Consider the following 23,025-nt stretch of genomic DNA (forward strand, 5'->3'; position numbering starts at 1 on the left):
CGCATGATGTCAGCATAGCACCTGATAAAATTCCGCGTTTCCCGATTTCCACTGCCGGTGCACGCGGCGGGGCCTTCACTTTCCAGCCCCTCCGAGCCCGGACGCATTCCAGCTTTCCAAGGCCCAGATATCCATGCTGCCTGTTCAGACCTCCCAACTCGCCGCCGCGTTCACCGATGCCGTGCGCGCGCTCGCCCCGGCCGACGCCGCCCTGCCCGCGGTCACGTTCGAGCGCCCCAAGCAGGCCGCTCACGGCGATCTGGCGTGCAACATCGCCATGCAGGTGGCAAAGGCGCTGAAGACCAACCCGCGCGAACTGGCGCAGAAGGTGGTGGACGCGGTCACGGCCGATCCGCGCGCATCGGCGCTGGTGGCGGCCCTGGAGATCGCCGGCCCCGGCTTCATCAACCTGCGCCTGAGCCCGGCCGCCCGCGCCGAGGTGCTGCGCGCGGTGCTGGGTGACGGCGACCGCTACGGCGCGCGCCCGGCCGGCGAGCACGGCCAGGTGCTGGTGGAGTTCGTGTCGGCCAACCCGACCGGCCCGCTGCACGTCGGCCACGGCCGCCAGGCCGCGCTGGGCGACGCGCTGGCGAACCTGCTGGCCTGGCAAGGCTGGGCCGTGCATCGCGAGTTCTACTACAACGACGCCGGGGTGCAGATCCACACGCTGGCCGTGTCGGTCCAGGCACGCGCACGCGGCCTGAAGCCGGGCGACGCCGGCTGGCCCGAATCGGCCTACAACGGCGACTACATTGCCGATATCGCCGCCGACTTCCTGGCCGGCAAGACGGTCTCGGCCTCGGACGGCGAGCCGGTGACGGCCTCGGGCAACGTCGAGGACCTGGAGTCGATCCGCAAGTTCGCCGTGACCTACCTGCGCAACGAGCAGGACATCGATTTGCAGGCGTTTGGCGTGAAGTTCGACCGCTACTACCTGGAATCGTCGTTGTATAGCGACGGCCGTGTGGAAGCCGCCGTGCAGTCGCTGATCGGCAAGGGCAAGACCTACGAGAGCGAAGGCGCGCTGTGGCTGCGCACCACTGACGACGGCGACGACAAGGACCGCGTCATGAAGAAGAGCGACGGCACGTACACGTACTTCGTACCGGACGTGGCCTACCACACCACCAAGTGGGAGCGCGGCTTCGCCAAGGTCATCAACGTGCAGGGCAGCGACCACCACGGCACCATCGCCCGCGTGCGCGCCGGCCTGCAGGGCCTGGACATCGGCATTCCGCAGGGTTACCCCGACTACGTGCTGCACAAGATGGTCACCGTGATGAAGAACGGGGAGGAGGTGAAGATCTCCAAGCGCGCCGGCTCGTACGTGACCGTGCGCGACCTGATCGAATGGAGCAACGGCGGCGACGAGACCATCCGCGGCTGCCTGGAAGCCGGCGTGGCCGACTGGCCGGCGCACTTCACGCGCGGCCGCGACGCGGTGCGCTTCTTCCTGCTGTCGCGCAAGGCCGACACCGAGTTCGTGTTCGACGTGGACCTGGCGCTGAAGCAGAACGACGAGAACCCGGTGTATTACGTGCAGTACGCCCACGCGCGCATCTGCTCGATCTTCGAAGCCTGGGGCGGCGCCGACTGGCAGGCACGCCTGCCTGAGCTGGCAAGCGTGGACCTGGCGGCCGTGACCGCCGCCGACGTGAGCCCGCAGGCCATCGCGCTGGGCCGCCGCCTGGCCGAGTTCCCGGACATGCTGGCCGCCGCCGCCGGCGAACTGGCGCCGCACGCCGTGGCGTTCTACCTGCGCGACCTGGCCGGCGACTTCCATGCGTTCTACAACGCCGACCGCGTGCTGGTGGACGACGAGACGGTCAAGCGGGCCCGCCTGGCGCTGCTGGCCGCCACCCGGCAGGTGCTCAAGAACGGCCTGGCGGTAATCGGCGTCTCGGCGCCGCAACGGATGGACCGTGCTCCGGAGCAGGAAACGCCTGCGGCCTGAACTTCGCGTCATCGGACTGGCTCTATAATCCCCGGCAACACCGAAGAGGACTACATGCAACACAATGCAAAGCGCGCCTTGCGCGCCGTCCGCCATCGCCAGACGCAGCGTGGCGGCACGTTCCTGGGCCTGGTGCTCGGGCTGATCGTCGGCCTGGCCATTGCCGTGGTCATCGCGCTGTACATCACCAAGTCGCCGGCGCCGTTCAAGGGCAATGGCAACAACGGCCCGGCGCCGCGTCCGACCGAGCCGGGCAACGTCGCCAGCGCGCTGCCCAACCCGACCCAGCAGGCGCAGCAGGCCCAGCCGGGCGCCGAGCCGGCCGATCCGAACAAGCCGCTGTGGAGCAAGACGCCCGCCAAGCCGGTGGGCCAGCCCGAACAGCCGGCCGCGCAGCCGCCCGTGGCGACCAGCCGTCCGGCCGAGGCGCCGGCCAGCACCGGCGCGGTGGCCAGCAAGCCGGCCGAAAAACCGGCGGAAAAGCCGGCCGCGCGTCCTGCCGAGAAGCCGGTGGCCGATCCCATCGCCGAGATTGCCCAGGCCGACGCCAACAAGGTGGGCTACCTGCTGCAGGTCGGCGCGTTCCGCTCGCAGGACGACGCCGACCGCCAGAAGGCCAACCTGGCGATGCAGGGCTTCGAGGCCAAGGTGACCGATCGCGACGTCAACGGCGTGAAGATGTACCGCGTCCGCCTGGGGCCGTTCAACCGGATCGAGGACATGAACCGTGCGCGCGACCGCCTGCAGTCGGCCGGTTTCGATGCCTCGGTGATCCGTTTCACGAAACAGTAATCCAGCGAAATATTCTGACCGGGGGTGCGGGTGCGAACCATGTGCCGCCGTCCCGGTCTTAGACGCTATCCAATCGCTCGTCGAGCACGTTCAACCCGTAAGGCCCTTCTGACATGAAGAAAATCGCCGCACTGATCGCCACCGCTGCCGCCGTAGGCGGCCTGCTGATGTCCGCGCCCGCCGCCATGGCCGCGCCGACGGAAGGCAAGGACTACACGGTTCTGAAAGCCCCGCAGCCGGTGCCGGCCGGCAAGATCGAGGTGACCGAGTTCTTCTGGTACGGCTGCCCGCACTGCTACGACTTCGAGCCCGAGCTCGAAGCGTGGATCAAGAAGCAGGGCAAGGACGTGGTGTTCAAGCGCGTGCCGGTGGCTTTCCGTGACGACCTGCTGCCGCATACGAAGATCTTCTACGCGCTGGAATCGCTGGGCAAGGTCGACGCCATGCACACCAAGGTGTTCGACGCCATCCACAAGCAGCGCAAGCGCATGGTCGACACCAACGAGATCGCCGATTTCATGGCCGCCAACGGTATCGACCGCAAGCAGTGGCTGGACACCTACAACTCGTTCTCGGTGACCACCAACGCGCAGCGCGCCAACAAGATCGCCGACGCCTACAAGATCGATGGCGTGCCGACCGTGGTGGTGCAAGGCAAGTACGAGACCTCGCCGTCGATCGCCGGCACCAAGTCCGCTGCCATCCAGGCAATGGACTTCCTGGTCACGGGTGTGCGCGACAAGAAGCTCTGATCGACCGCCGTCCCGGCCGGATCGACACCAACAGCCCGGTGCAGCCGATGCACCGGGCTGTTTTGCTTTTGGCGCGTGTGCCAATCTGCGACAGATTGCCGCGCCAGTCCCTGCCCTTGCACCCAGCCCGGGCGGCCACCCGCGCTATATTCCCACCCATGAATCCCCAGAAAATCTTCCTGACCGGCGCGTCCAGCGGCATTGGACAGGCCCTGGCCCGAGCCTATGCCGCGCAGGGCGCAATACTTGGCCTGGTGGGCCGACGTGAGGACGCGCTTCGCGCCTTTGCCGCCAGCCTGCCCAATCCCGCCACCGTACGGGTCTACGCCGTCGATGTCCGCGACGCCGACGCCATGAACGTGGCGGCGGCCGACTTTCTGGCGAATGTGGGATGTCCCGATGTGGTCGTCGCCAATGCGGGCGTATCGGTGGGTACCGTCGCAAGCGAGCGCGAGGACCTGGAAGTCTTCCGCACGGTGATGGATACCAACTGGTTCGGCACGCTGACCACATTCCAGCCATTTCTGGAGCCCATGCGCGCGCAGCCGCCCGGGCCGGACGGCTGGCGCGGCACGCTGGTCGGTATCGCCAGTGTGGCAGGGGTGCGCGGGCTGCCCGGTGGCGGGGCGTACAGCGCGTCGAAGTCGGCCGTGATCAAGCTGCTGGAGAGCCTGCGGCTGGAGCAGTCGCACGAGCGGATTCGCGTGGTGACGATCGCGCCGGGCTATATCCGTACGCCGATGACCGCGCACAATCCGTACAGGATGCCGTTCCTGATGGACGCCGATGTGTTCGCCCGCAAGGCTGTGCGCAAGATCGGCGCGGGCGCGCGTTTTGCGGTGATTCCGTGGCAGATGGGTGTTGTGGCGTCGGTGCTGCACGTGATGCCGCGCTGGCTCTACGACGCGCTGTTCCGGCGCGCGCCGCGCAAGCCGCGCCAGTCGCGGAGCGCATGATGTGGACCGATGCGGTGGGACAGGTGCATGGTCCGGCCGATGGCACGGTGCGCATCGCGTCGCTGGTGCCGTCGATCACCGAACTGCTGTTCGACCTGGGGCTGGCTGACTGGATCGTGGCGCGCACCGGCTTCTGCATCCATCCGGAGCCGGCTGTACGCGCCGTGGCGAAGGTGGGCGGCACCAAGGACGTCAAGCTCGACCGCCTGCGCGCGCTGGCGCCGACGCATGTGATCGTCAATATCGACGAGAACCGGCGCGAGACCGTGGAGGAAATCCGAAGCTTCGTGCCGCACGTGATCGTCACGCATCCATGCCGGCCAGAGGACAATTTCGCGCTTTATGCGCTGCTGGGCGGCATCTTCGGGCGGCAGGCCGAGTCGGAACGCCTGGCGGCCGAACTGCGGGCCGCGCTCGACGCGTTGCGCGCAAGGCCATGGCCGGCACGCCGCGTGCTCTATGCGATCTGGCAGGATCCATGGATGACGGTGTCGCGCGACACCTATATCAGCCAGATGCTGGCGCTGGTGAACTGGGCTACGTGGCCCGATGCGGCGCCGCAGGCGTGCGTCGATGGCGATTGCAGCCGCCCGAACGCGGCCGGCGAGCGCTATCCGACCTTCCGCTGGAGCGATGCCCTGGTGCGTGACCTGGATGCCGTGCTGCTGTCCACCGAGCCGTACCGCTTCACCGAGGACCATGCCGACGCGCTGGAGCGGCAGATCGGCAAGCCGGTGCTGCTGGTGGATGGCGAAATGCTGTCGTGGTACGGCAGCCGCGCCGTGGCCGGCGCGCGCTACCTCAAGACGCTGGCTGAGGGCTTCTAGCGCTCAGCCAGCCAAGGCCGCTCAGGCCTTGGTAAAGCGGACGACGCCGTCGTCGCCCACCTGCCGCACCAGTTCGCCGCGATGCCACAGCGCGTGCAAGTGCGCCAGCGCTTCGCCCATCGCGAACGTCAGCTGGTGGATGTCGAACTGGCGGCGGAAGATCACCCCGACGATATCGTGCGCGTTGCACGGCTTTTCGGCGCACGCGGCCAGCGTTTCGGCCAGGCGGTCGACGTGGTGCTCGCGCAGCTGCAGGATCCGCGTATGAAGATTGCGGAACGGCCGGCCGTGCGACGGCAGGATCAGCACGTCGTCGGGCAGGTCGTCGTACTTGCCCAGCGAATCGAGATAGAGCTGCAGCGGGTTGGCTTCGGGCTCCATGTCGAACACGCTCACATTCGTCGAAATACGAGGCAGCACCATGTCGCCCGAGATCAGCACGTTGGTGGCTGCGTTGTACAGCGCCACGTGCTCGGGGGCGTGGCCGTAGCCGGTGATGACGCGCCACGACGCGGTGGCCGGGTCGGCGCCGATCTGCACGGTGTCGCCGTCCATCAGGCGGCGGTACTGGGTGGGCAGGTCGGGCACCAGCGACGGGTAGTAGCTCTTGCGGGCGCGCAGCTTTTCGAGATTGTCGGGGTCGGTCAGGCCATGGCGCGCGAAGTGGCTGGCCGCGAAGTCGCCGCCGGCATTGGAGCCGACGCCCGAGCCGCCGGCCATTACGCGGGCCGACATGTAGTCGCCCAGGCTCATCCACAGCCGTACGTCCCAGCGCTTGCAGATCCAGTGCGCCAGGCCCACGTGGTCGGGGTGGCAATGCGTGACCAGCACGCGCAGCACGGGCAGGCCTTCCAGCTCGTTGGCGAAAACGGTCTCCCAGTGGGCCTGGATGGTGTCGTTGGTGATGCCGCAATCGACGATGGTCCAGCCATCGCGGCCGTCGATACGGTCGCGCAGCAGCCACAGGTTGATGTGGTCCAGCGCAAAGGGCAGCGGCATGCGCAGCCAGTACACGCCCGGCGCCACTTCCTGACGCGTGCCCGGTTCGGGCATGGTGTCGCCAAACGGATATTGGAGCTGATGTTCGAGTGCGTTCATGGGGTTTGTCTCGTCAATAACGGCGTGCTCGACGGGCACGCTCTTGTCCGGATTGTCATGCGCAGCAGTTGACGCTAACGTTAACGTCAATTCGCAAATCATGCACGGTCATCTTAGACGAAAAAGTTGATCATGCAACGAATCCGCGAACGATCGTTCATTTTTTAGCAGGACGCCATATGTCGGCCCAGCCAACTTCCGCCACCTACACGATTACCGATCTTGCACGCGAATTCGAAGTAACGCCGCGCGCGATCCGCTTCTACGAGGACCAGGGCCTGCTGTCGCCTGACCGGGAAGGGCCCAGCGGCCGCAAGCGCGTCTACAACGGCCGCGAACGCACGCGGCTGAAGCTTACGCTGCGCGGTAAGAGGTTAGGGCTCACTCTCAATGAAATCCGCGAAATTCTGGATCTCTACGAATCGCCACGCGATACGGCGCCTCAGCTCGAACGCTTCCTGCACCTACTGGCCCAGCACCGCGGCACGCTGGAGCGGCAACTGGACGACCTGCAAGCCCAGCTGGCCGAAATCGACCAGCATGAACGCCAGTGCAAGGCGCTGCTGGCGGCACACCATGACGCCGGCCACACCCGCACGGCCTGATCCTGCCGCGAAGTCGACGCTTCGTGGCAACTCCAATTGACGTTTACGTAAACGTCAATAAAATAGCTCCGACATACCCATACCGAACCCTGCGCGATCCACGGCAGATCCAGCGACAGAACCAGGAGACAACACCATGACCGAACTTCCGGGCCTCAAATTCGACCTTGGCGAAGACATCGAGATGCTGCGCGAATCGGTGCGCAGCTGGGCCCAGGCCGAACTGGCGCCGCGCGCCGGCGAGATCGATCGCACCGACCAGTTCCCAATGGACGCCTGGAAGAAGATGGGCGACCTGGGCGTGCTGGGCATCACCGTGGCCGAGGAGTACGGCGGTGCCAACATGGGATACCTGGCCCACATGATCGCGATGGAGGAAATCAGCCGCGCGTCGGCGTCGGTGGGCCTGTCGTACGGCGCCCATTCGAACCTGTGCGTGAACCAGATCCACCGCAATGGCACGGCCGCGCAGAAGGCGAAGTACCTGCCGAAGCTGGTATCTGGCGAATGGATTGGCGCGCTGGCCATGAGCGAGCCGAACGCCGGGTCCGATGTGGTCAGCATGAAGCTGCGTGCCGATTTCAAGGGCGACCGCTTCGTGTTGAACGGCACCAAGATGTGGATCACCAACGGCCCCGACTGCGACGTGCTGGTGGTCTACGCCAAGACCGAGCCCGACCTGGGCGCGCGCGGCATGACTGCCTTTATCGTCGAAAAGGGCATGAAGGGGTTCTCGGTGGCGCAGAAGCTGGACAAGCTCGGCATGCGCGGCTCGCACACGGGCGAACTGGTGTTCCAGGACGTCGAGGTGCCGGTGGAGAACATCCTCGGGGCCGAAAACGGCGGCGCCAAGGTGCTGATGAGCGGGCTGGACTACGAACGCGCGGTGCTCTCCGGCGGCCCGGTCGGCATCATGCAGGCGTGCATGGACGTGGTCACGCCGTATATCCACGACCGCAAGCAGTTCGGCCAGAGCATCGGCGAATTCCAGCTGATCCAGGGCAAGGTGGCCGACATGTACACGACGCTGCAGGCGGCCCGCAGCTACCTGTACACAGTGGGCAAGAACCTGGACGCGCTGGGCACCGACCACGTGCGCCAGGTGCGCAAGGACTGCGCCGCGGTGATCCTGTACACCGCCGAAAAGGCAACGTGGATGGCCGGCGAGTCGGTGCAGATCCTGGGCGGCAACGGCTATATCAACGAATACCCGGTGGGGCGCCTGTGGCGTGATGCCAAGCTGTACGAGATCGGTGCGGGCACCTCGGAAATCCGCCGCATGCTGATTGGCCGCGAGTTGTTCGCGGAGACGATGTAAGCCCGAAAAGTGATCCCGGAGGCGTTCTGGGATTACCCGAGGGTAAGTACCGAACGCCATTACAATTTCGACTGCCAGCCGTTCTCCCGTTCGTCCGGAACTTTCGAGTCATGTCCCCCTTTCCCAAGCTGCTCGCTTCGCAGATTGCCTACGATGTGGCGCGGACCATGCTGGACGGATTCGACAAGCACTACCGCCTGTTCCGCGAGGCCGGCGTCACGGCCAAGGCTCGCTTCGAGGCCTGCGACTGGCATGGCCTGCAGGCGCTGCAGCGCGACCGCATCGCGTTCTACAACGACCGGGTGCGCGAGGCCGTGGAGACGCTGCAGGACGAGTACGACGCCGAGCGTATCGACGACGATATCTGGCAGCAGATCAAGCTCCACTACATCGGCCTGCTGACCAACCACCACCAGCCCGAACTGGCCGAGACCTTCTTCAACTCGGTCTGTACGCGCATCCTGCATCGCTCGTACTTCAACAACGACTTCATCTTCGTGCGCCCGGCCGTCTCGACCGAGTACATCGAGAACGAGGAATCGCCCACCCGGCCCACCTATCGGGCCTATTACCCGGGCAGCCGCGAGGGCATGGCCGCCTGCTTCGAGCGGATCGTCCACAACTTCCAGCTCGACGTGCCGTTCGAGGACCTGAAGCGCGACGTCGGCTACGTGCTGCGCGCGCTCGACGAGCACGCCGGGGAATTCCGCGTGGCCGCGAATTTCCAGGTGCATACGCTGTCCTCGCTGTTCTTCCGCAACAAGACGGCGTTCATCATCGGCCGGGTGCTGAACGGCGACCAGACGTATCCGATGGCGATTCCGGTGGTGCACGGGCCGTCCGGCAAGCTGGTGCTCGACTCGGTGCTGCTGCGCCCCGAACAGCTGCTGGTGCTGTTCTCGTTCGCACATGCCTATTTCCTGGTCGACATGGAGATCCCGTCGGCGTACGTGACCTTTCTGCGCGACCTGCTGCCGCGCAAGTCGCGGGCGGAGATCTACACCTCGCTGGGGCTGCAGAAGCAGGGCAAGAACCTGTTCTACCGCGACTTCCTGCACCATCTGCAGCATTCGTCGGACAAGTTCGTGGTGGCGCCCGGCATCAAGGGGCTGGTGATGCTGGTGTTCACGCTGCCGTCGTTCCCCTATGTATTCAAGGTGATCCGCGACGAATTCCCGGCGCCCAAGGAAACCACGCGCGCCCTGGTGAAATCGAAGTACCAGCTCGTGAAGCAACACGACCGCGTGGGCCGCATGGCCGATACGCTGGAATATTCGGATGTGGCCTTCCCGCTGTCGCGCTTCGACGACGCGCTGCTGCGCGAGCTGACCCGGCATGTGCCGTCGATGCTCGAATACCAGCGCAGCAGCGACGGCAGCGACGAGATCGTGGTGCGCCACCTGTATATCGAACGGCGCATGACCCCGCTGAACATCTGGCTGCAGGAAGGCACCGACGCCCAGGTGGACCACGGCATCCAGGAATATGGCGATGCCATCAAGGAGCTGATTGCCGCGAACATTTTCCCCGGCGACATGCTCTACAAGAATTTCGGCGTCACCCGGCACGGCCGGGTGGTGTTCTACGACTACGACGAAATCGAGTACCTGACCGACTGCAATATCCGGCGGGTACCTGAGCCGCGCAACGAGGAAGAGGAAATGTCCGGCGAGGTGTGGTACACCGTACATCCGCACGACATCTTCCCGGAGACCTATCGCACGTTCCTGCTCGGGGATCCGCGCGTGCGGGCCGCGTTCCTGCGGCACCATTCCGATTTCTTTGACGCTGCCATGTGGCAGCAACACAAGGACCGGCTGCTGGCCGGCCATGTACATGACTTCTTTGCCTATCCACAACAAGAACGCTTCATTCACCGCTACGGCGCAGCAACAATCGACAACGCAAGGAGGGCAGCATGAGTGATGCCATCGCCCAACTGTTCCGCAACAATCGCGAGTGGGTAGATCGCGTCAACGCGGAAGACCCGACATTCTTCACCCGCCTGGCCAACCAGCAGGCGCCCGAATACCTGTGGATCGGCTGCTCCGATTCGCGCGTGCCTGCCAACCAGATCCTGGGCCTGGCACCGGGCGAGGTGTTCGTCCATCGGAATATCGCCAATGTGATCTCGCACAGCGACCTCAACGCGCTGTCGGTGATCCAGTTCGCCGTGGAAGTGCTGAAGGTGCGCCACATCACCGTGGTGGGCCACTATGGCTGCGGCGGCGTCAAGGTGGCGCTCAAGCGCGAGCGCGTGGGCCTGTGCGACAACTGGCTGCGCCACGTGCAGGACGTGGCCGACAAGCATTCGGCCTACCTGGGCACCGTGCTGCGCGAGGACGACGCCCACACGCGCCTGTGCGAGCTGAACGTGATCGAGCAGGTCAACAACATCTGCCAGACCACCGTGCTGCAGGACGCCTGGGACCGTGGGCAGCAGGTGACCGTGCATGGCTGGATCTACGGCGTGTCCGACGGACTGCTGCGCGACCTGGGCATGGCCGCCAGCAACAATGACGAATTGCAGGCGCAGATTGCGGCCGCCCTGCAGCAATACGGCGATCCGCCACAAGCATCGATTCGCTGATCGACTACGACTGAAGCCTACCTGCTTCGAGGAGACACAGACATGCAAAACCCGAACGACCCGATCGTCATCGTTTCCGCCGCGCGCACCCCGATGGGTGCGTTCCAGAGCGAACTGAGCAGTCTGACGGCACCCCAGCTTGGCGCCGCGGCCATCCGCGCCGCCGTGGAGCGTGCCGGTATCAAGCCGGAGCAGGTGCAGGAAGTGGTATTCGGCTGCGTGCTGCCGGCCGGGCAGGGCCAGGCGCCAGCGCGGCAGGCCGCGCTGGGCGCGGGGCTGCCGCTGGACGTGGCCTGTACCACGGTCAACAAGATGTGCGGCTCGGGCATGCGGGCGGCCATGTCGGTCTACGACGGCCTGCTGGCCGGCTCGTTCGATATCGCCGTGGCGGGTGGCATGGAAAGCATGACCAACGCGCCGTACCTGATTCCGAAGGGCCGTGGCGGCTACCGTATCGGCCACGGCATGATTTACGACCACATGATGCTGGACGGCCTGGAGGATGCCTACGACAAGGGCCGCGCCATGGGCACGTTCGGCGAGGACTGTGCCGCCAAATACCAGTTCACGCGCGAGCAGCAGGATGCCTTTGCGATGGAATCGGTGCGCCGCGCCCAGCGCGCCACCGAGGCTGGCGATTTCCGCTGGGAGATCACGCCGGTCACGGTGTCGGGCAAGGGTGGCGACACGGTCATCGACACCGACGAAGGTCCGCGCCGCATCAAGGTGGACAAGATTCCGTCGCTGAAGCCGGCCTTTGCCCGGGACGGCACGATCACCGCCGCATCGTCTTCGTCGATCAACGACGGCGCCGCCGCGCTGGTGATGATGCGCGAGTCCACCGCGAAGCAACTGGGCCTGCTGCCGATCGCGCGCATGCTGGGCCATACGTCGCACGCACAGGCGCCGGGCTGGTTCACGACCGCGCCGGTCGAGGCCATCGCCAGGCTGTACCGCAAGCTGGACTGGACCACCGACAGCGTGGACCTGTTCGAGATCAACGAAGCGTTCGCCGTCGTACCGATGGCCGCCATGCACGACCTCAAGATTCCGCATGACAAGGTCAACATCCATGGCGGGGCCTGCGCGCTGGGACATCCGATCGGGGCGTCGGGCGCGCGCATCATGACCACGCTGATCGGCGCGCTGCGCAAGACCGGCGGCAAGCGTGGCGTGGCCAGCCTCTGCATCGGCGGGGGCGAAGCCACCGCTGTCGGGATCGAACTCGTCTGATCGGCACTGACCACCACACACTACAACAAGCAGGAGTTTCGCCATGCCTACCGCGCTCGTTCTTGGTGCTTCCCGAGGTCTTGGCCTTGAATTCGTCCGGCAGTACCGCGCCGATGGCTGGCGCGTGGTAGCTGCCGCGCGCAGCGCCGAAGGCGTGGAAGCGCTCAAGGCGCTGGGCGCCGAAGCCCACCAGATCGACCTGACCGACGCCGGTGCGGTGGCGGGCCTGGGCTGGAAGCTCGATGGCGAGTCGTTCGACGTGGCGATCTACAACGCCGGCGTGATCGGCCCGCGCACCGAAGGCGCGCAGCCCATCGCGCAGCAGGAGTTCGACGCCGTGATGCACACCAATGTGCTGGGGCCGATGATGGCCCTGCCACTGGTGCTGCCGTTCGTCGAGACCGGCAATCACGGCCGGGGCGGCGTGCTGGCCGTACTGTCATCGAAGATGGGCAGTATCGGCGGGATGGACAGCAACGGCGCATGGATGTACCGCATCAGCAAGGCGGCGGCCAACGCGGTGCTCAAGAGCGTGTCGCTGGACGCGCGCCATGCGATCTGCGTGGCGCTGCATCCGGGCTGGGTGCAGACCGACATGGGCGGCCCGAACGCCGACCTGACGCCGCAGCAGAGCGTGACCGGCATGCGTCGCACGCTGGCCGGCCTGACGCACAACGACAACGGCAGCTTCCACAACTACGATGGCACGGCTATCCCCTGGTAAGGACCGACGCTCATGCTGCTGACCCCCGAGCAGGAAATGATTCGTGACGCCGTGCGCCAGTTTGCGCAGGACGTCATTGCGCCGCAGGCCGCGCAGTGGGATCGCGACAAGACCTTCCCCAAGGACGTGCACAAGGAACTGGCGCGCCTGGGCGCCTACGGCGTGGCCGTGCCCGAGGAACTGGGCGGGGCCGGGCTCGACTACCTGTCGCTGGCATTGATCCTGGAAGAGATTGCGGCCGGAGACGGCGGCACGTCCACCGTCATCAGCGTCAACAACTGCCCCGTCTGCAGCATGCTGATGGCCTTTGCCAACGATGCGCAGAAGCAGCGCTGGCTGGTGCCGCTGGCCCGTGGGGAGATGCTTGGCGCGTTCTGCCTGACCGAGCCGCATGTCGGCTCCGACGCCTCAGCGCTGCGCACCACGGCCACGCGCGATGGCGACCACTACGTGCTGAACGGTGTGAAGCAGTTCATCACCAGCGGCAAGCATGCCGATGTGGCGATCGTGATGGCCGTGACCGACAAGGCGGCCGGCAAGCGCGGCATCAGCGCCTTCGTGGTGCCGACGTCCACGCCCGGCTATATCGTGGCCCGCCTGGAAGACAAGCTCGGGCAGCATTCGTCGGACACCGCCCAGATCGTGTTCGAGGACTGCCGCATCCCCGCCGACTGCCTGCTGGGCGAGGAAGGGGCGGGCTACAAGATGGCGCTGTCGGGGCTCGAAGGGGGCCGTATCGGCATTGCGTCGCAGAGTATCGGCATGGCGCGCGCCGCATTCGACGCCGCGCTGGCCTATGCCAAGGAGCGCGAGAGCTTCGGCCAGCCGCTGTTCCAGCACCAGGCCGTGCAGTTCCGCCTGGCCGACATGGCGACCCAGATCGACGTGGCGCGGCAGATGGTCTGGCACGCCGCCTCGCTCAAGGACGCCGGCCGGCCCTGCCTCAAAGAAGCCGCCATGGCCAAGCTGTTCGCCAGCGAAATGGCCGAGCGCGTATGCTCGGACGCGATCCAGGTGTTCGGCGGCTACGGCTATGTGAACGATTTCCCGGTCGAACGGATCTATCGGGATGTGCGCGTGTGCCAGATCTACGAAGGTACCAGCGACATCCAGAAGATCCTGATCGCCCGCGCGCTTGGCTGACATACCAGACGTTCCCCTGAAACCGTCGCACCCAAACCGGAGCCCCTCGCGATGACCGCACCGATCGATTTCTACTTCGACTTCTCCTCGCCCTACGGCTACTTTGCCAGCACCCGCATCGACGAGCTGGCCCAGAAGTACGGCCGCGGCGTGATGTGGCATCCGGTGCTGCTGGGGGTGGTGTTCAAGACCACCGGCTCGTCGCCGCTGCCGTCGATCCCGCTCAAGGGCGAGTATTGCTGGCGCGATTTCGAGCGCACCGCGCAGTTCCACGGCATCGACTACAAGCGCCCGACGCACTTCCCGCTGCCGACGCAGCACGCCGCCCGCGCCATGCTGTGGCTGCAGAACCATCACGGCGCCGACCTGGCCGCCGCGTTCGCCAAGGCCGTGTACCGCGCGCTGTTCGTCGACGACCTGAACATCGCCGAGCCGGCCGAGCTGGCGAAGCTGGCCGAGGCACTGGGCGTCGACCCGGTGGCAATGAACGAGGGCGCCACGAGCTACGAGATCAAGGACCAGCTGAAGGCCGAGATCGACGTGGCGATGGCCAAGGGCGTCTTTGGCTCGCCGTTCGTGATCATCGACGGCGAACCGTTCTGGGGCTTCGACCGCTTCGAGCAGATCGAGGCCCACCTGAAGAGCCGGCGGCAGACCGAACTGCGCGCCGTCGGCGGCAACGAACTCAACAAGGAAAAGAAACCCGCATGACCGCAGCAAACCAGGCCGCACGCTTCGATTGCGTGATCTTCGACTGTGACGGTGTTCTCGTCGACAGCGAACCGATCGTCCATCGCGTGCTGAACCGCGTGCTCAACGAGCTTGGCATCGAGATCACGCTCGAGGAATCCATGAAGTGGTTCCTGGGCCGTGCGGTGCGCGACGAGCTGGGCAATATCGAGGCCCGTCTCGGCAAGCCGCTGCCGCGCAATTTCCTGTCCGAATGGTTCGTGCGGCGCGACGCCGCGCTGATCGAGGAACTGGAAGCCGTGCCGCATATCCGCCAGACCATCGAGTCGATCAAGGCGCGTGGCCTGCCGGTGTGCGTGGCATCGGGCGCGGACCGTATCAAGGTCAAGCTGCAGCTGACGCATACCGACCTGCTGGAGCTGTTCGTCGACCCGCAGGACCAGCGCGAGCATATCTTCTCGGCCACCGAGGTCGATCACAGCAAGCCCGCACCGGACGTCTACCTGCTGGCCGCGCGCACGATGGGCGTGGAGCCGTCGCGCTGCGCCGTGGTGGAAGACAGTCCCACCGGCGCCACCGCCGGCGTGGCCGCGGGCATGACCGTGTTCGGCTATGCCGCGCGCACCGATGCCGACGAACTGCGGGCGGTGGGCGTGAAGACCATCTTCACCGACATGCGCGACCTGCCGGAGCTGATCGGATGACCACAAAGCGCCAGTCCGGTGCCAGCGCGGAACCTTGCCCCTGCGGCAATGGCGCCTATGCCACGTGCTGCGGCCGCTTTCACCGTGGCGAGGCGGTGCCGCCCACGGCCGAGGCGCTGATGCGCTCGCGCTATAGCGCCTATGTGCTGGGCGACGAAAGCTGGCTGCGGCAGACCTGGCATGTATCGACGTGTCCGCAGGACCTGTCGGCCGATGCCGGTACGCGCTGGCTCGGGCTGACGGTGAAGTCCCACGTGCAGCAGGACGACACGCACGCCACGGTGGCCTTCGTGGCGCGCTACAAGGTGGGCGGGCGCGCCCACCGGCTGGAAGAGCTGAGCCGCTTTGTCTTCGAGCCGCGCGAGTCCGGCACGCCGGCCCGCTGGCTCTACGTGGATGGCGACCTGAAGGAACAGGAAGGAAAGGAATGACGTGCGGCGCCCGCGCGGCGCACGTTACCGGCTGAACTGGCACGACAAGCAAGAGAACACAGGAAGAGACATGCCCACGCTGGAAACCAAACTGAACGCACGCTCGGAATCGTTCAAGGCCAATGCCGAGACCATGCAGGCGCTGGTGGCCGACCTCAGGCAGAAGGTCGCGAAGCTGGCCGAAGGCGGCGGCGAGGATGCCCGTGCCAAGCACCTGGGCCGCGGCAAGCTGCTGCCGCGCGACCGCGTGCAGCAGCTGCTTGATCCGGGCACGCCGTTCCTGGAGCTGTCGCAACTGGCCGCGTACGACATGTACGACAATGCAGCCCCCGGCGCGGGCGTCATCACCGGCATCGGGCGTGTAGCCGGGCAAGAGTGCGTGATCGTCTGCAACGACGCCACGGTCAAGGGCGGCACGTACTACCCGATGACGGTCAAGAAGCATGTGCGCGCACAGGAAATCGCCGAGCAGAACAACCTGCCGTGCATCTATCTGGTGGATTCGGGCGGCGCCAACCTGCCGAACCAGGACGACGTGTTCCCGGACCGTGACCACTTCGGCCGCATCTTCTACAACCAGGCGAACCTGTCGGCCAAGGGCATTCCGCAGATCGCCGTGGTGATGGGCTCGTGCACGGCCGGTGGCGCCTATGTGCCGGCGATGAGCGACGAGTCGATCATCGTCAAGAACCAGGGCACCATCTTCCTGGGCGGCCCGCCGCTGGTGAAGGCGGCCACGGGCGAGGAAGTCAGCGCCGAAGACCTGGGTGGCGCCGATGTGCATACCCGGCTGTCGGGCGTGGCCGACTACTTCGCGCAGAACGACCATCACGCGTTGTCGCTGGCCCGCAATATCGTGCAGCACCTGAATCGCCGCAAGCCGGACCAGATCCGCCTGCACGAACCGCAGGAACCGCTGTACCCGGTGGAAGAACTGTATGGCGTGATCCCCACCGACACGCGCAAGCCGTACGACGTGCGCGAGGTCATCGCCCGCATCGTCGATGGCTCGGAATTCGACGAATTCAAGGCGCGCTACGGCACCACGCTGGTCTGCGGCTTTGCGCGGATCTGGGGCTACCCGGTGGGCATCATCGCCAACAACGGCATCCTGTTCTCGGAGTCGGCGCTCAAGGGCGCGCACTTTATCGAGCTGTGCTGCCAGCGCAAGATTCCGCTGGTGTTCCTGCAGAACATCACCGGCTTCATGGTGGGCCGCAAGTACGAGAACGAAGGCATCGCGCGCAACGGCGCCAAGATGGTGACGGCCGTGGCCACGGCCCAGGTGCCCAAGTTCACGGTGATCATCGGTGGCTCGTTCGGTGCCGGCAACTACGGCATGTGCGGCCGCGCCTATTCGCCGCGCTTCCTGTGGATGTGGCCGAACGCGCGCATCTCGGTGATGGGTGGCGAACAGGCGGCCAGCGTGCTGGCCACGGTGCGCCGTGACGGCATCGAGGCGAAAGGCGGCCAGTGGGGCGCCGACGAGGAAGAAGCATTCAAGGCCCCGATCCGCGACCAGTACGAGCGCCAGGGCCATCCGTACTACGCCAGCGCGCGGCTTTGGGACGATGGCGTCATCGACCCCGCGCAGACGCGTACCGTGCTGGGCCTCGGCCTTTCCGCCAGCCTCAATGCGCCCATCGGCGACATGAAGTTCGGCGTGTTCCGCATGTAGTTTTTTTGTAGTTTGATTGGTTTTTTCTGGAAGGTTGGTTGTTGTCATGTCCCGTGTTGTTCCCTCCACCTGCCGCGCAGTGGTTGCGCTGGCCGCGTTGTCCTGCATCGTGTGGTGCGGGCCGGCCATCGCGCAGGTGGCGATGCCGGCGCAGTCGGTCGAGCAGGTGGTAATGGTGCCGAAGGTGGGAATGGAAGCCACCGTCGACCTGGAGACCACGATCTTCCGGCCGGCCGGCGAAGGGCCGTTCCCGATGGTGGTGATCAACCACGGCAAGTCGCCGGGCAAGCCCGCGTTCCAGGGCCGCGCGCGATTTGCCGCGCAGACGGCCGAGTTCGTGCGGCGCGGCTATGTGGTGGCGCTGCCGATGCGGCAGGGGTTTTCCAAATCGGGTGGGCAGTACGTGGGCGGCAGCTGCGACGTGCGCGGCAACGGCATGATGCAGGCCGAGGACGTGGTGGCGGCGCTGGATTACCTGGTGCAGCAGCCCTATGTCGATGCCACGCGCATCGTCGTCATCGGCCAGTCGCATGGCGGCCTGTCGACCATGGCGCTGTCGGCCATGGGCTACCCCGGCGTGGTGGGCGTGGTCAATTTCGCGGGCGGCCTGCGCAACGATAACTGCGTGGGCTGGGAGAACAACCTGATCGACGCATTTGGCGACTACGGGCGCGGGGCGCGCTATCCGTCGCTGTGGATCTACGGCGACAACGACAGCTACTGGCCGTGGCCGCTGCCCGAGCGCATGTTCAACAGCTACAAGGCCAGCGCCAGCGGAGCGGCAAAGGATGCGCGCTTCGTCGACGTGGGCGAGTTCGACGGCGATTCGCACCGCCTGTTCAGCAACCATGCCGGCGTGGCCGTGTGGCTGCCAGAGGTGGACGCGTTCTTCCGGCACCTGGGCTTGCCGTTCGACGAGATCCCCGAACGGACCCAGCCCGCCAGAACGAAGACCGCCGGCCAGACATCCTGACAATCCAGGCACCAGGAGGAGACATGCAATTCACGACGCTTTCAGTGACCGCCGAGCGCCATATCGCCACGGTCACGTTGAACCGGCCCGATGTGCGCAATGCGTTCAACGAGACGGTCATTGCCGAGCTGACGGGCGCCTTCCGGGCGCTGGGCGACACGCCCGAGGTGCGGGCCATCGTGCTGACCGGCAATGGCCCCGCGTTCTGCGCGGGCGCCGACCTGAACTGGATGAAGAAGATGGCCGGCTACTCGGACGACGAGAACCGTGCCGATGCGCTGACGCTGGCGCAGATGCTCCACACGGTCTGGGTCTGCCCCAAGCCCGTGATCGCGCGAGTCCAGGGCGACACCTACGCCGGCGGCATGGGCCTGGTGGCGGCCTGCGATATCGCGGTGGCGTCGGCCACGGCCAACTTCTGCCTGTCCGAGGCAAAGCTGGGCCTGCTGCCCGCCACGATCAGCCCCTATGTGATCCGTGCGATGGGCGAGCAGGCGGCGCGCCGCTATTTCATTACCGCCGAGCGGTTCGATGCCGCCGAGGCGCTGCGCCTGGGATTCCTGCACGCGGTGGTGCCGCCGCAGGACCTGGACGAAAAGGTGGCCGAGATCGCCGCCACGCTGGCGGGCAACAGCCCCAATGCCGTGCGCGAGAGCAAGCGGCTGGTGCAGGATGTGGCCGGCCGCGAGATCGACAGCGACCTGCTGGCCGATACCGCCAACCGGATCGCGGCGATCCGGGCGTCCGAGGAAGGGCGCGAGGGCGTGCGGTCGTTCCTGGAAAAGCGCGCGCCATCGTGGAAACCGCAGTAGGGCTGGCCGCAGGTGTTCGCCCCTCTCCCACCATTGGGAAAGGGGAGCAACCAGAAGCTTGCAAAGACGGTAGCCACAACAGAATTTTTTAGCAGACATTTGCCAGACGTTACCCGCGAGAAGCGCGATTCCAGGTGCCATGCACGGCACGGCGGCCGGCAACATCGCGCTATTTCGCTCAACCTGATGCTAACGCGCTGACTGCGCCCGGTTTGCCAAGACAAGACCGACCTTCCTAACATGAGCTTCCCCAATCCGCCCGCAGCCCCAGCGCGTCCCGGCCTTGCCGTGACTGGCGCCGGCATGGGCGGACCTGGCAATCAAAGGAGGGTCCCCTTGACACATCCTGTCCCCAATACCGCCGGCGCCGCCGTCGATGACATGACGCTTGCGGCACGCAGCCAGCAGGCCGTCTGGCATCCGTGCACGCGCCTGCGCCCTGACGCGGCCGACAACGAGCCGCCGCTGGCTATCGCCCGTGGCGAAGGGCCGTGGCTGATCGATACCGATGGCCGCCGCTATTTCGACGCCATCAGCTCGTGGTGGGTCAACCTGTTCGGCCATGCCAACCCGGCGATCAACGCCGCACTGGTCGCGCAACTGAACACGCTTGAGCACGTGATGCTGGCCGGCTGCACCCACGCACCGGCCGTGGAACTGGCCGAGCGGCTCGAAGCGCTGACCGGCGGCGTACTGGGCAATGCGTTCTATGCGTCTGACGGCGCGTCGGCCGTGGAAATCGCGCTCAAGATGAGCTTCCACTACTGGCGCAACACGGGCCTGTCGGCCAAGCGCGAATTCGTGTGCCTGCGCCACGGCTACCACGGCGAAACCATGGGCGCGCTGGCCGTGACCGACGTGGAGATCTTCCGCGACGCCTACGACCCGCTCACGCGCCGCGCCCATGTGGTGATGTCGCCCGATGCGCGCCAGGCCGGCCGCAGCGAGTCTGCCGCCGATGTGGCAGCACGCGCGCTGGCCGAGCTGGAAGCGCTGCTGCGCGAGCGCGCCGGCCAGATCGCCGCGCTGATCGTCGAGCCGCTGGTGCAGGGCGCCGCCGGCATGGCGATGTACGACCCGTCCTATCTGGAAGGTGCCCGTGCGCTGTGCGACCGCTATCGCGTGCACCTGATCGCCGACGAGATCGCCGTAGGCTGCGGCCGCACCGGCACATTCTTCGCGTGGGAACAGGCGCGCGGCGGCGAGGCTGTGCCGGCGCATGCCTGGCCCGATTTCCTGTGCCTGTCGAAGGGCATCACGGGCGGCTACCTGCCGCTGTCGCTGGTGCTGTCGCGCCCGGAAATCCAGCGCGCCTTCGTGGCCGACGACATCGCGCGCAGCTTCCTGCATTCGCATTCGTACACGGGCAACCCGCTGGCCTGCCGTGCGGCACTGGCTACGCTGGACCTGTTCGCGTCCGACGACGTGCTGGCCCGCAACCGCGAGCGTGCGCAATGGCTGGCCCAAGCGATGGCCGGCATTGCCGCAGACCCCCGCGTGAGCCACGTGCGCCAGCGCGGCATGATCTGGGCTGCCGATATCGACCCCGAGGCGGCCGGCCCCGACTTTGCCGCGCGCTTCCACCTGGCCGCACGCGAGCGCGGCGTGCTGGCGCGGCCGATCGGCAACACGCTGTATGTGATGCCGCCCTATGTATTCGACGCCGCGCTGGCCAACTGGCTCGGCGAGCAATTGCTGGTCACGCTGCAGGCAGTACTGGCACCTGACGAGGAGGCACGCCATGCTGCTTGACCACCTGAAACGCGCCGCTGCGGAACGTGAAGCCAAGGCGCTGACGCGCCGCCGGCGCATCGCCCATACCGCTTGCGCACCGCACCAGTCGGTCGGCGCTGTCGATGCCACGCCCACGCCGCTGCTGACCTTCTGCAGCAACGACTACCTGGGGCTTGCCAATCACGCGTCGATCGCCCATGCACTGGCCGACGGCGCGCACCGCTACGGCGCCGGCAGCGGCGCCTCGCACCTGGTCAGCGGCCACTCGCTGGCCCATGCCCAGCTGGAGCACGAACTGGCGCGCTGGATGGCGCCATATATCCCGCAGGCGCAGGCGCTGTACTTCTGCACCGGCTACATGGCGAACCTGGCGGTGCTGACATCGCTGGGCACGGCCGATGCCACGCTGTTCTGCGAGACGCTCAACCATGCGTCGCTGATCGATGGCGCGCGTCTGGCCAAGGCCGACGTGCAGCGCTACCCGCACGGCGACACGCAGGCGCTCGATGCGCTGCTGCAGGCCAGCCAGGGCAAGCTGAAGCTGATCGTCACCGACAGCGTGTTCAGCATGGATGGCGACCTGGCACCGCTGGCCGCGCTGCTGGCGCTGGCCGAGCGCCACGACGCATGGATCATCGTCGACGACGCACACGGCTTTGGCGTGCTGGGCGACAACGGCCATGGCGTGCTGGAGCACCTGAGCCTGCGCTCCGAACGGCTGATCTATATCGGCACGCTGGGCAAGGCCGCCGGCGTCGCCGGTGCCTTCGTGGCGGCGCACGAGACGGTCATCGAACACCTGGTCAACACGGCGCGTCCGTATATCTATACGACGGCCGCGCCGCCGGCCGTGGCGCACGCGTTGCTGACCAGCCTGGAAATCATCGCTGGCGAGGAAGGGCACAGCCGGCGCGCGCACCTCGCCGACCTGATCGCGCAATTGCGCCAGGGCCTGGCGGCGCTGGCCGCGCAGGCGGGCTGGACGCTGGGCGACAGCGATACCGCGATCCAGCCGCTGATCGTGGGCGACAACGCGGCATCGCTGGCGCTGTCGGCGGCGCTGGAGGCCGACGGCATCCGCGTGGGTGCGATTCGTCCGCCCACGGTGCCGGCCGGCACGGCGCGGCTGCGCATCACGCTGTCGGCCTCGCATACGGCCGCCGACGTGGCGCGCCTGCTCGACGCCATCGCACGCGCCATGCCGCGCCGGCACAAGGAGGCCGCATGATTGCCAACAAGCCGGAGCGCTTTGCCTGCTTCGTCACGGGAACCGACACCGGCGTGGGCAAGACCCACGCCACCGCCACGCTGCTGCACGCCCTGCACGGGGCCGGCTACAGCACGGTGGGCATGAAGCCCGTGGCAGCCGGCGGCGAGTGGCTCGATGACCGCTGGCAGAACGACGATGTCGACCAGCTGCGTGCGGCGGGCTCGGTGATCGTGCCGCAGGAAGAGATGTGCCCGTTCTTCTTCCGCACGCCGGCGTCGCCGCACCTGGCCGCCGCGCTGGAAGGCGAGCGCATCACGCGCGGGCCGATCCGTGCCGCGTTCGACTCGCTGTGCACCAAGGCCGATGCCGTGGTGGTGGAGGGCGTGGGCGGCTTTGTCGTGCCGCTGGACGTGGGCGCGGTGCGGTGGAATACCGCCGACCTGGCCGTGATGCTGGACCTGCCCGTGATCATGGTGGTGGGCGTGCGGCTGGGCTGCCTGAGCCACGCGATGCTGACCGCCGAGGCGGTGCGCGCACGCGGCCTGAGGCTGGCCGGCTGGATTGCCAACCGCATCGACCCCGACATGCTGCTGCCCACCGAGAACATCGTCACGCTGCAGGACGCGCTGGACGCACCGATGCTGGGCGAACTGCCCTGGCAAGTGGCGCCGGCCGTTGCCGCCCAGCACCTGGACCTTGCGCCGCTGCTGGCCAGCATGCCGCCGGTTGCAGCCTCCAACTTCGCCGCGCCGCGTCACGCCTGACCCGCGCATCGTGAAACCGAATACGTATTCCCCGAAC

Annotated in this window: 22 protein-coding genes; 21 read left to right on the forward strand and 1 reads right to left on the reverse strand. The window is 66.6% G+C overall.

The window, feature by feature from the left end:
- Positions 1–133: 133 nt before the first annotated feature.
- From argS to ACOABP_RS09595, 5 genes are all read left to right on the forward strand, one after another.
- The gene (argS, locus tag ACOABP_RS09575; RefSeq protein WP_474224752.1) at positions 134–1,954 is read left to right on the forward strand and encodes an arginine--tRNA ligase; all 1,821 of its coding nucleotides are present in this window, start codon (positions 134–136) and stop codon (positions 1,952–1,954) included.
- A 54-nt stretch (positions 1,955–2,008) separates the two neighbouring features.
- The gene (locus ACOABP_RS09580) at positions 2,009–2,746 is read left to right on the forward strand and encodes an SPOR domain-containing protein (RefSeq protein WP_474224753.1); all 738 of its coding nucleotides are present in this window, start codon (positions 2,009–2,011) and stop codon (positions 2,744–2,746) included.
- A 113-nt stretch (positions 2,747–2,859) separates the two neighbouring features.
- A complete protein-coding gene (locus ACOABP_RS09585; RefSeq protein WP_474224755.1) occupies positions 2,860–3,498 on the forward strand; it encodes a thiol:disulfide interchange protein DsbA/DsbL in 639 nt (212 codons plus the stop codon).
- 158 nt (positions 3,499–3,656) lie between these two features.
- Positions 3,657–4,454, forward strand: a complete 798-nt coding sequence (locus ACOABP_RS09590) for an SDR family oxidoreductase (protein WP_474224756.1) — start codon at positions 3,657–3,659, stop codon at positions 4,452–4,454.
- On the forward strand, positions 4,454–5,281 hold the full coding sequence (locus ACOABP_RS09595) for a helical backbone metal receptor (protein WP_474227804.1): 828 nt from the start codon (positions 4,454–4,456) through the stop codon (positions 5,279–5,281). Before ACOABP_RS09590 ends, ACOABP_RS09595 begins: the two co-directional genes overlap by 1 nt.
- Positions 5,282–5,302: 21 nt before the next feature.
- Here ACOABP_RS09595 and ACOABP_RS09600 read toward each other — a convergent pair whose 3' ends face one another.
- Positions 5,303–6,379 (reverse strand): MBL fold metallo-hydrolase, encoded by a 1,077-nt coding sequence (locus ACOABP_RS09600; protein ID WP_474224757.1) that lies wholly within the window; start codon positions 6,377–6,379, stop codon positions 5,303–5,305.
- 179 nt (positions 6,380–6,558) lie between these two features.
- On the opposite strand from ACOABP_RS09600, the gene ACOABP_RS09605 reads away from it, so the two are divergent.
- The 16 genes from ACOABP_RS09605 (at position 6,559) to bioD (ending at position 22,988) form a co-directional block, all read left to right on the forward strand.
- Entirely contained in the window at positions 6,559–6,984 is a 426-nt protein-coding gene (locus ACOABP_RS09605; RefSeq protein ID WP_474224758.1) for a MerR family transcriptional regulator, read from the forward strand.
- Positions 6,985–7,120: 136 nt separating this feature from the next.
- Positions 7,121–8,302, forward strand: coding sequence for an isovaleryl-CoA dehydrogenase (locus ACOABP_RS09610; protein WP_066734889.1), 1,182 nt, complete (start codon positions 7,121–7,123; stop codon positions 8,300–8,302).
- A 110-nt stretch (positions 8,303–8,412) separates the two neighbouring features.
- Complete coding sequence (gene aceK / locus ACOABP_RS09615; RefSeq protein ID WP_474224760.1) at positions 8,413–10,224, forward strand: bifunctional isocitrate dehydrogenase kinase/phosphatase; 1,812 nt, start codon at positions 8,413–8,415, stop codon at positions 10,222–10,224.
- Positions 10,221–10,892 carry a carbonate dehydratase gene (gene can / locus ACOABP_RS09620; protein ID WP_474224762.1) on the forward strand — a complete coding sequence of 224 codons (672 nt, stop codon included), beginning with the start codon at positions 10,221–10,223 and terminating at the stop codon, positions 10,890–10,892. Before aceK ends, can begins: the two co-directional genes overlap by 4 nt.
- 42 nt (positions 10,893–10,934) lie before the next feature.
- Positions 10,935–12,125: an acetyl-CoA C-acetyltransferase gene (locus ACOABP_RS09625; protein ID WP_474224764.1), complete on the forward strand. Its 1,191-nt coding sequence runs from the start codon at positions 10,935–10,937 to the stop codon at positions 12,123–12,125.
- Positions 12,126–12,168: 43 nt separating this feature from the next.
- Positions 12,169–12,849 carry an SDR family oxidoreductase gene (locus ACOABP_RS09630; RefSeq protein WP_474224766.1) on the forward strand — a complete coding sequence of 227 codons (681 nt, stop codon included), beginning with the start codon at positions 12,169–12,171 and terminating at the stop codon, positions 12,847–12,849.
- A 12-nt stretch (positions 12,850–12,861) separates the two neighbouring features.
- Positions 12,862–13,992 carry an acyl-CoA dehydrogenase family protein gene (locus ACOABP_RS09635; protein WP_291451543.1) on the forward strand — a complete coding sequence of 377 codons (1,131 nt, stop codon included), beginning with the start codon at positions 12,862–12,864 and terminating at the stop codon, positions 13,990–13,992.
- A 51-nt stretch (positions 13,993–14,043) separates the two neighbouring features.
- A complete protein-coding gene (locus tag ACOABP_RS09640; RefSeq protein WP_474224768.1) occupies positions 14,044–14,703 on the forward strand; it encodes a DsbA family protein in 660 nt (219 codons plus the stop codon).
- The gene (locus ACOABP_RS09645; protein WP_474224770.1) at positions 14,700–15,386 is read left to right on the forward strand and encodes an HAD family hydrolase; all 687 of its coding nucleotides are present in this window, start codon (positions 14,700–14,702) and stop codon (positions 15,384–15,386) included. The genes ACOABP_RS09640 and ACOABP_RS09645 overlap by 4 nt, the downstream gene beginning before the upstream one ends.
- Positions 15,383–15,817: a YchJ family metal-binding protein gene (locus ACOABP_RS09650; RefSeq protein ID WP_474224771.1), complete on the forward strand. Its 435-nt coding sequence runs from the start codon at positions 15,383–15,385 to the stop codon at positions 15,815–15,817. Before ACOABP_RS09645 ends, ACOABP_RS09650 begins: the two co-directional genes overlap by 4 nt.
- Before the next feature lie 70 nt (positions 15,818–15,887).
- Positions 15,888–17,495, forward strand: coding sequence for a carboxyl transferase domain-containing protein (locus ACOABP_RS09655; RefSeq protein WP_474224772.1), 1,608 nt, complete (start codon positions 15,888–15,890; stop codon positions 17,493–17,495).
- Positions 17,496–17,541: 46 nt separating this feature from the next.
- Positions 17,542–18,468 carry a dienelactone hydrolase family protein gene (locus ACOABP_RS09660; RefSeq protein WP_474224773.1) on the forward strand — a complete coding sequence of 309 codons (927 nt, stop codon included), beginning with the start codon at positions 17,542–17,544 and terminating at the stop codon, positions 18,466–18,468.
- A 23-nt stretch (positions 18,469–18,491) separates the two neighbouring features.
- Positions 18,492–19,280, forward strand: a complete 789-nt coding sequence (locus ACOABP_RS09665) for an enoyl-CoA hydratase/isomerase family protein (RefSeq protein ID WP_474224774.1) — start codon at positions 18,492–18,494, stop codon at positions 19,278–19,280.
- 381 nt (positions 19,281–19,661) lie between these two features.
- Positions 19,662–21,032, forward strand: coding sequence for an adenosylmethionine--8-amino-7-oxononanoate transaminase (gene bioA, locus ACOABP_RS09670; RefSeq protein WP_474227805.1), 1,371 nt, complete (start codon positions 19,662–19,664; stop codon positions 21,030–21,032).
- Positions 21,022–22,242 carry an 8-amino-7-oxononanoate synthase gene (bioF, locus tag ACOABP_RS09675; protein ID WP_474224775.1) on the forward strand — a complete coding sequence of 407 codons (1,221 nt, stop codon included), beginning with the start codon at positions 21,022–21,024 and terminating at the stop codon, positions 22,240–22,242. The genes bioA and bioF overlap by 11 nt, the downstream gene beginning before the upstream one ends.
- Complete coding sequence (gene bioD, locus ACOABP_RS09680) at positions 22,239–22,988, forward strand: dethiobiotin synthase (protein WP_474224776.1); 750 nt, start codon at positions 22,239–22,241, stop codon at positions 22,986–22,988. Before bioF ends, bioD begins: the two co-directional genes overlap by 4 nt.
- Positions 22,989–23,025 lie beyond the last annotated feature (37 nt).

This window comes from Cupriavidus sp. HE11 (assembly GCF_056097175.1).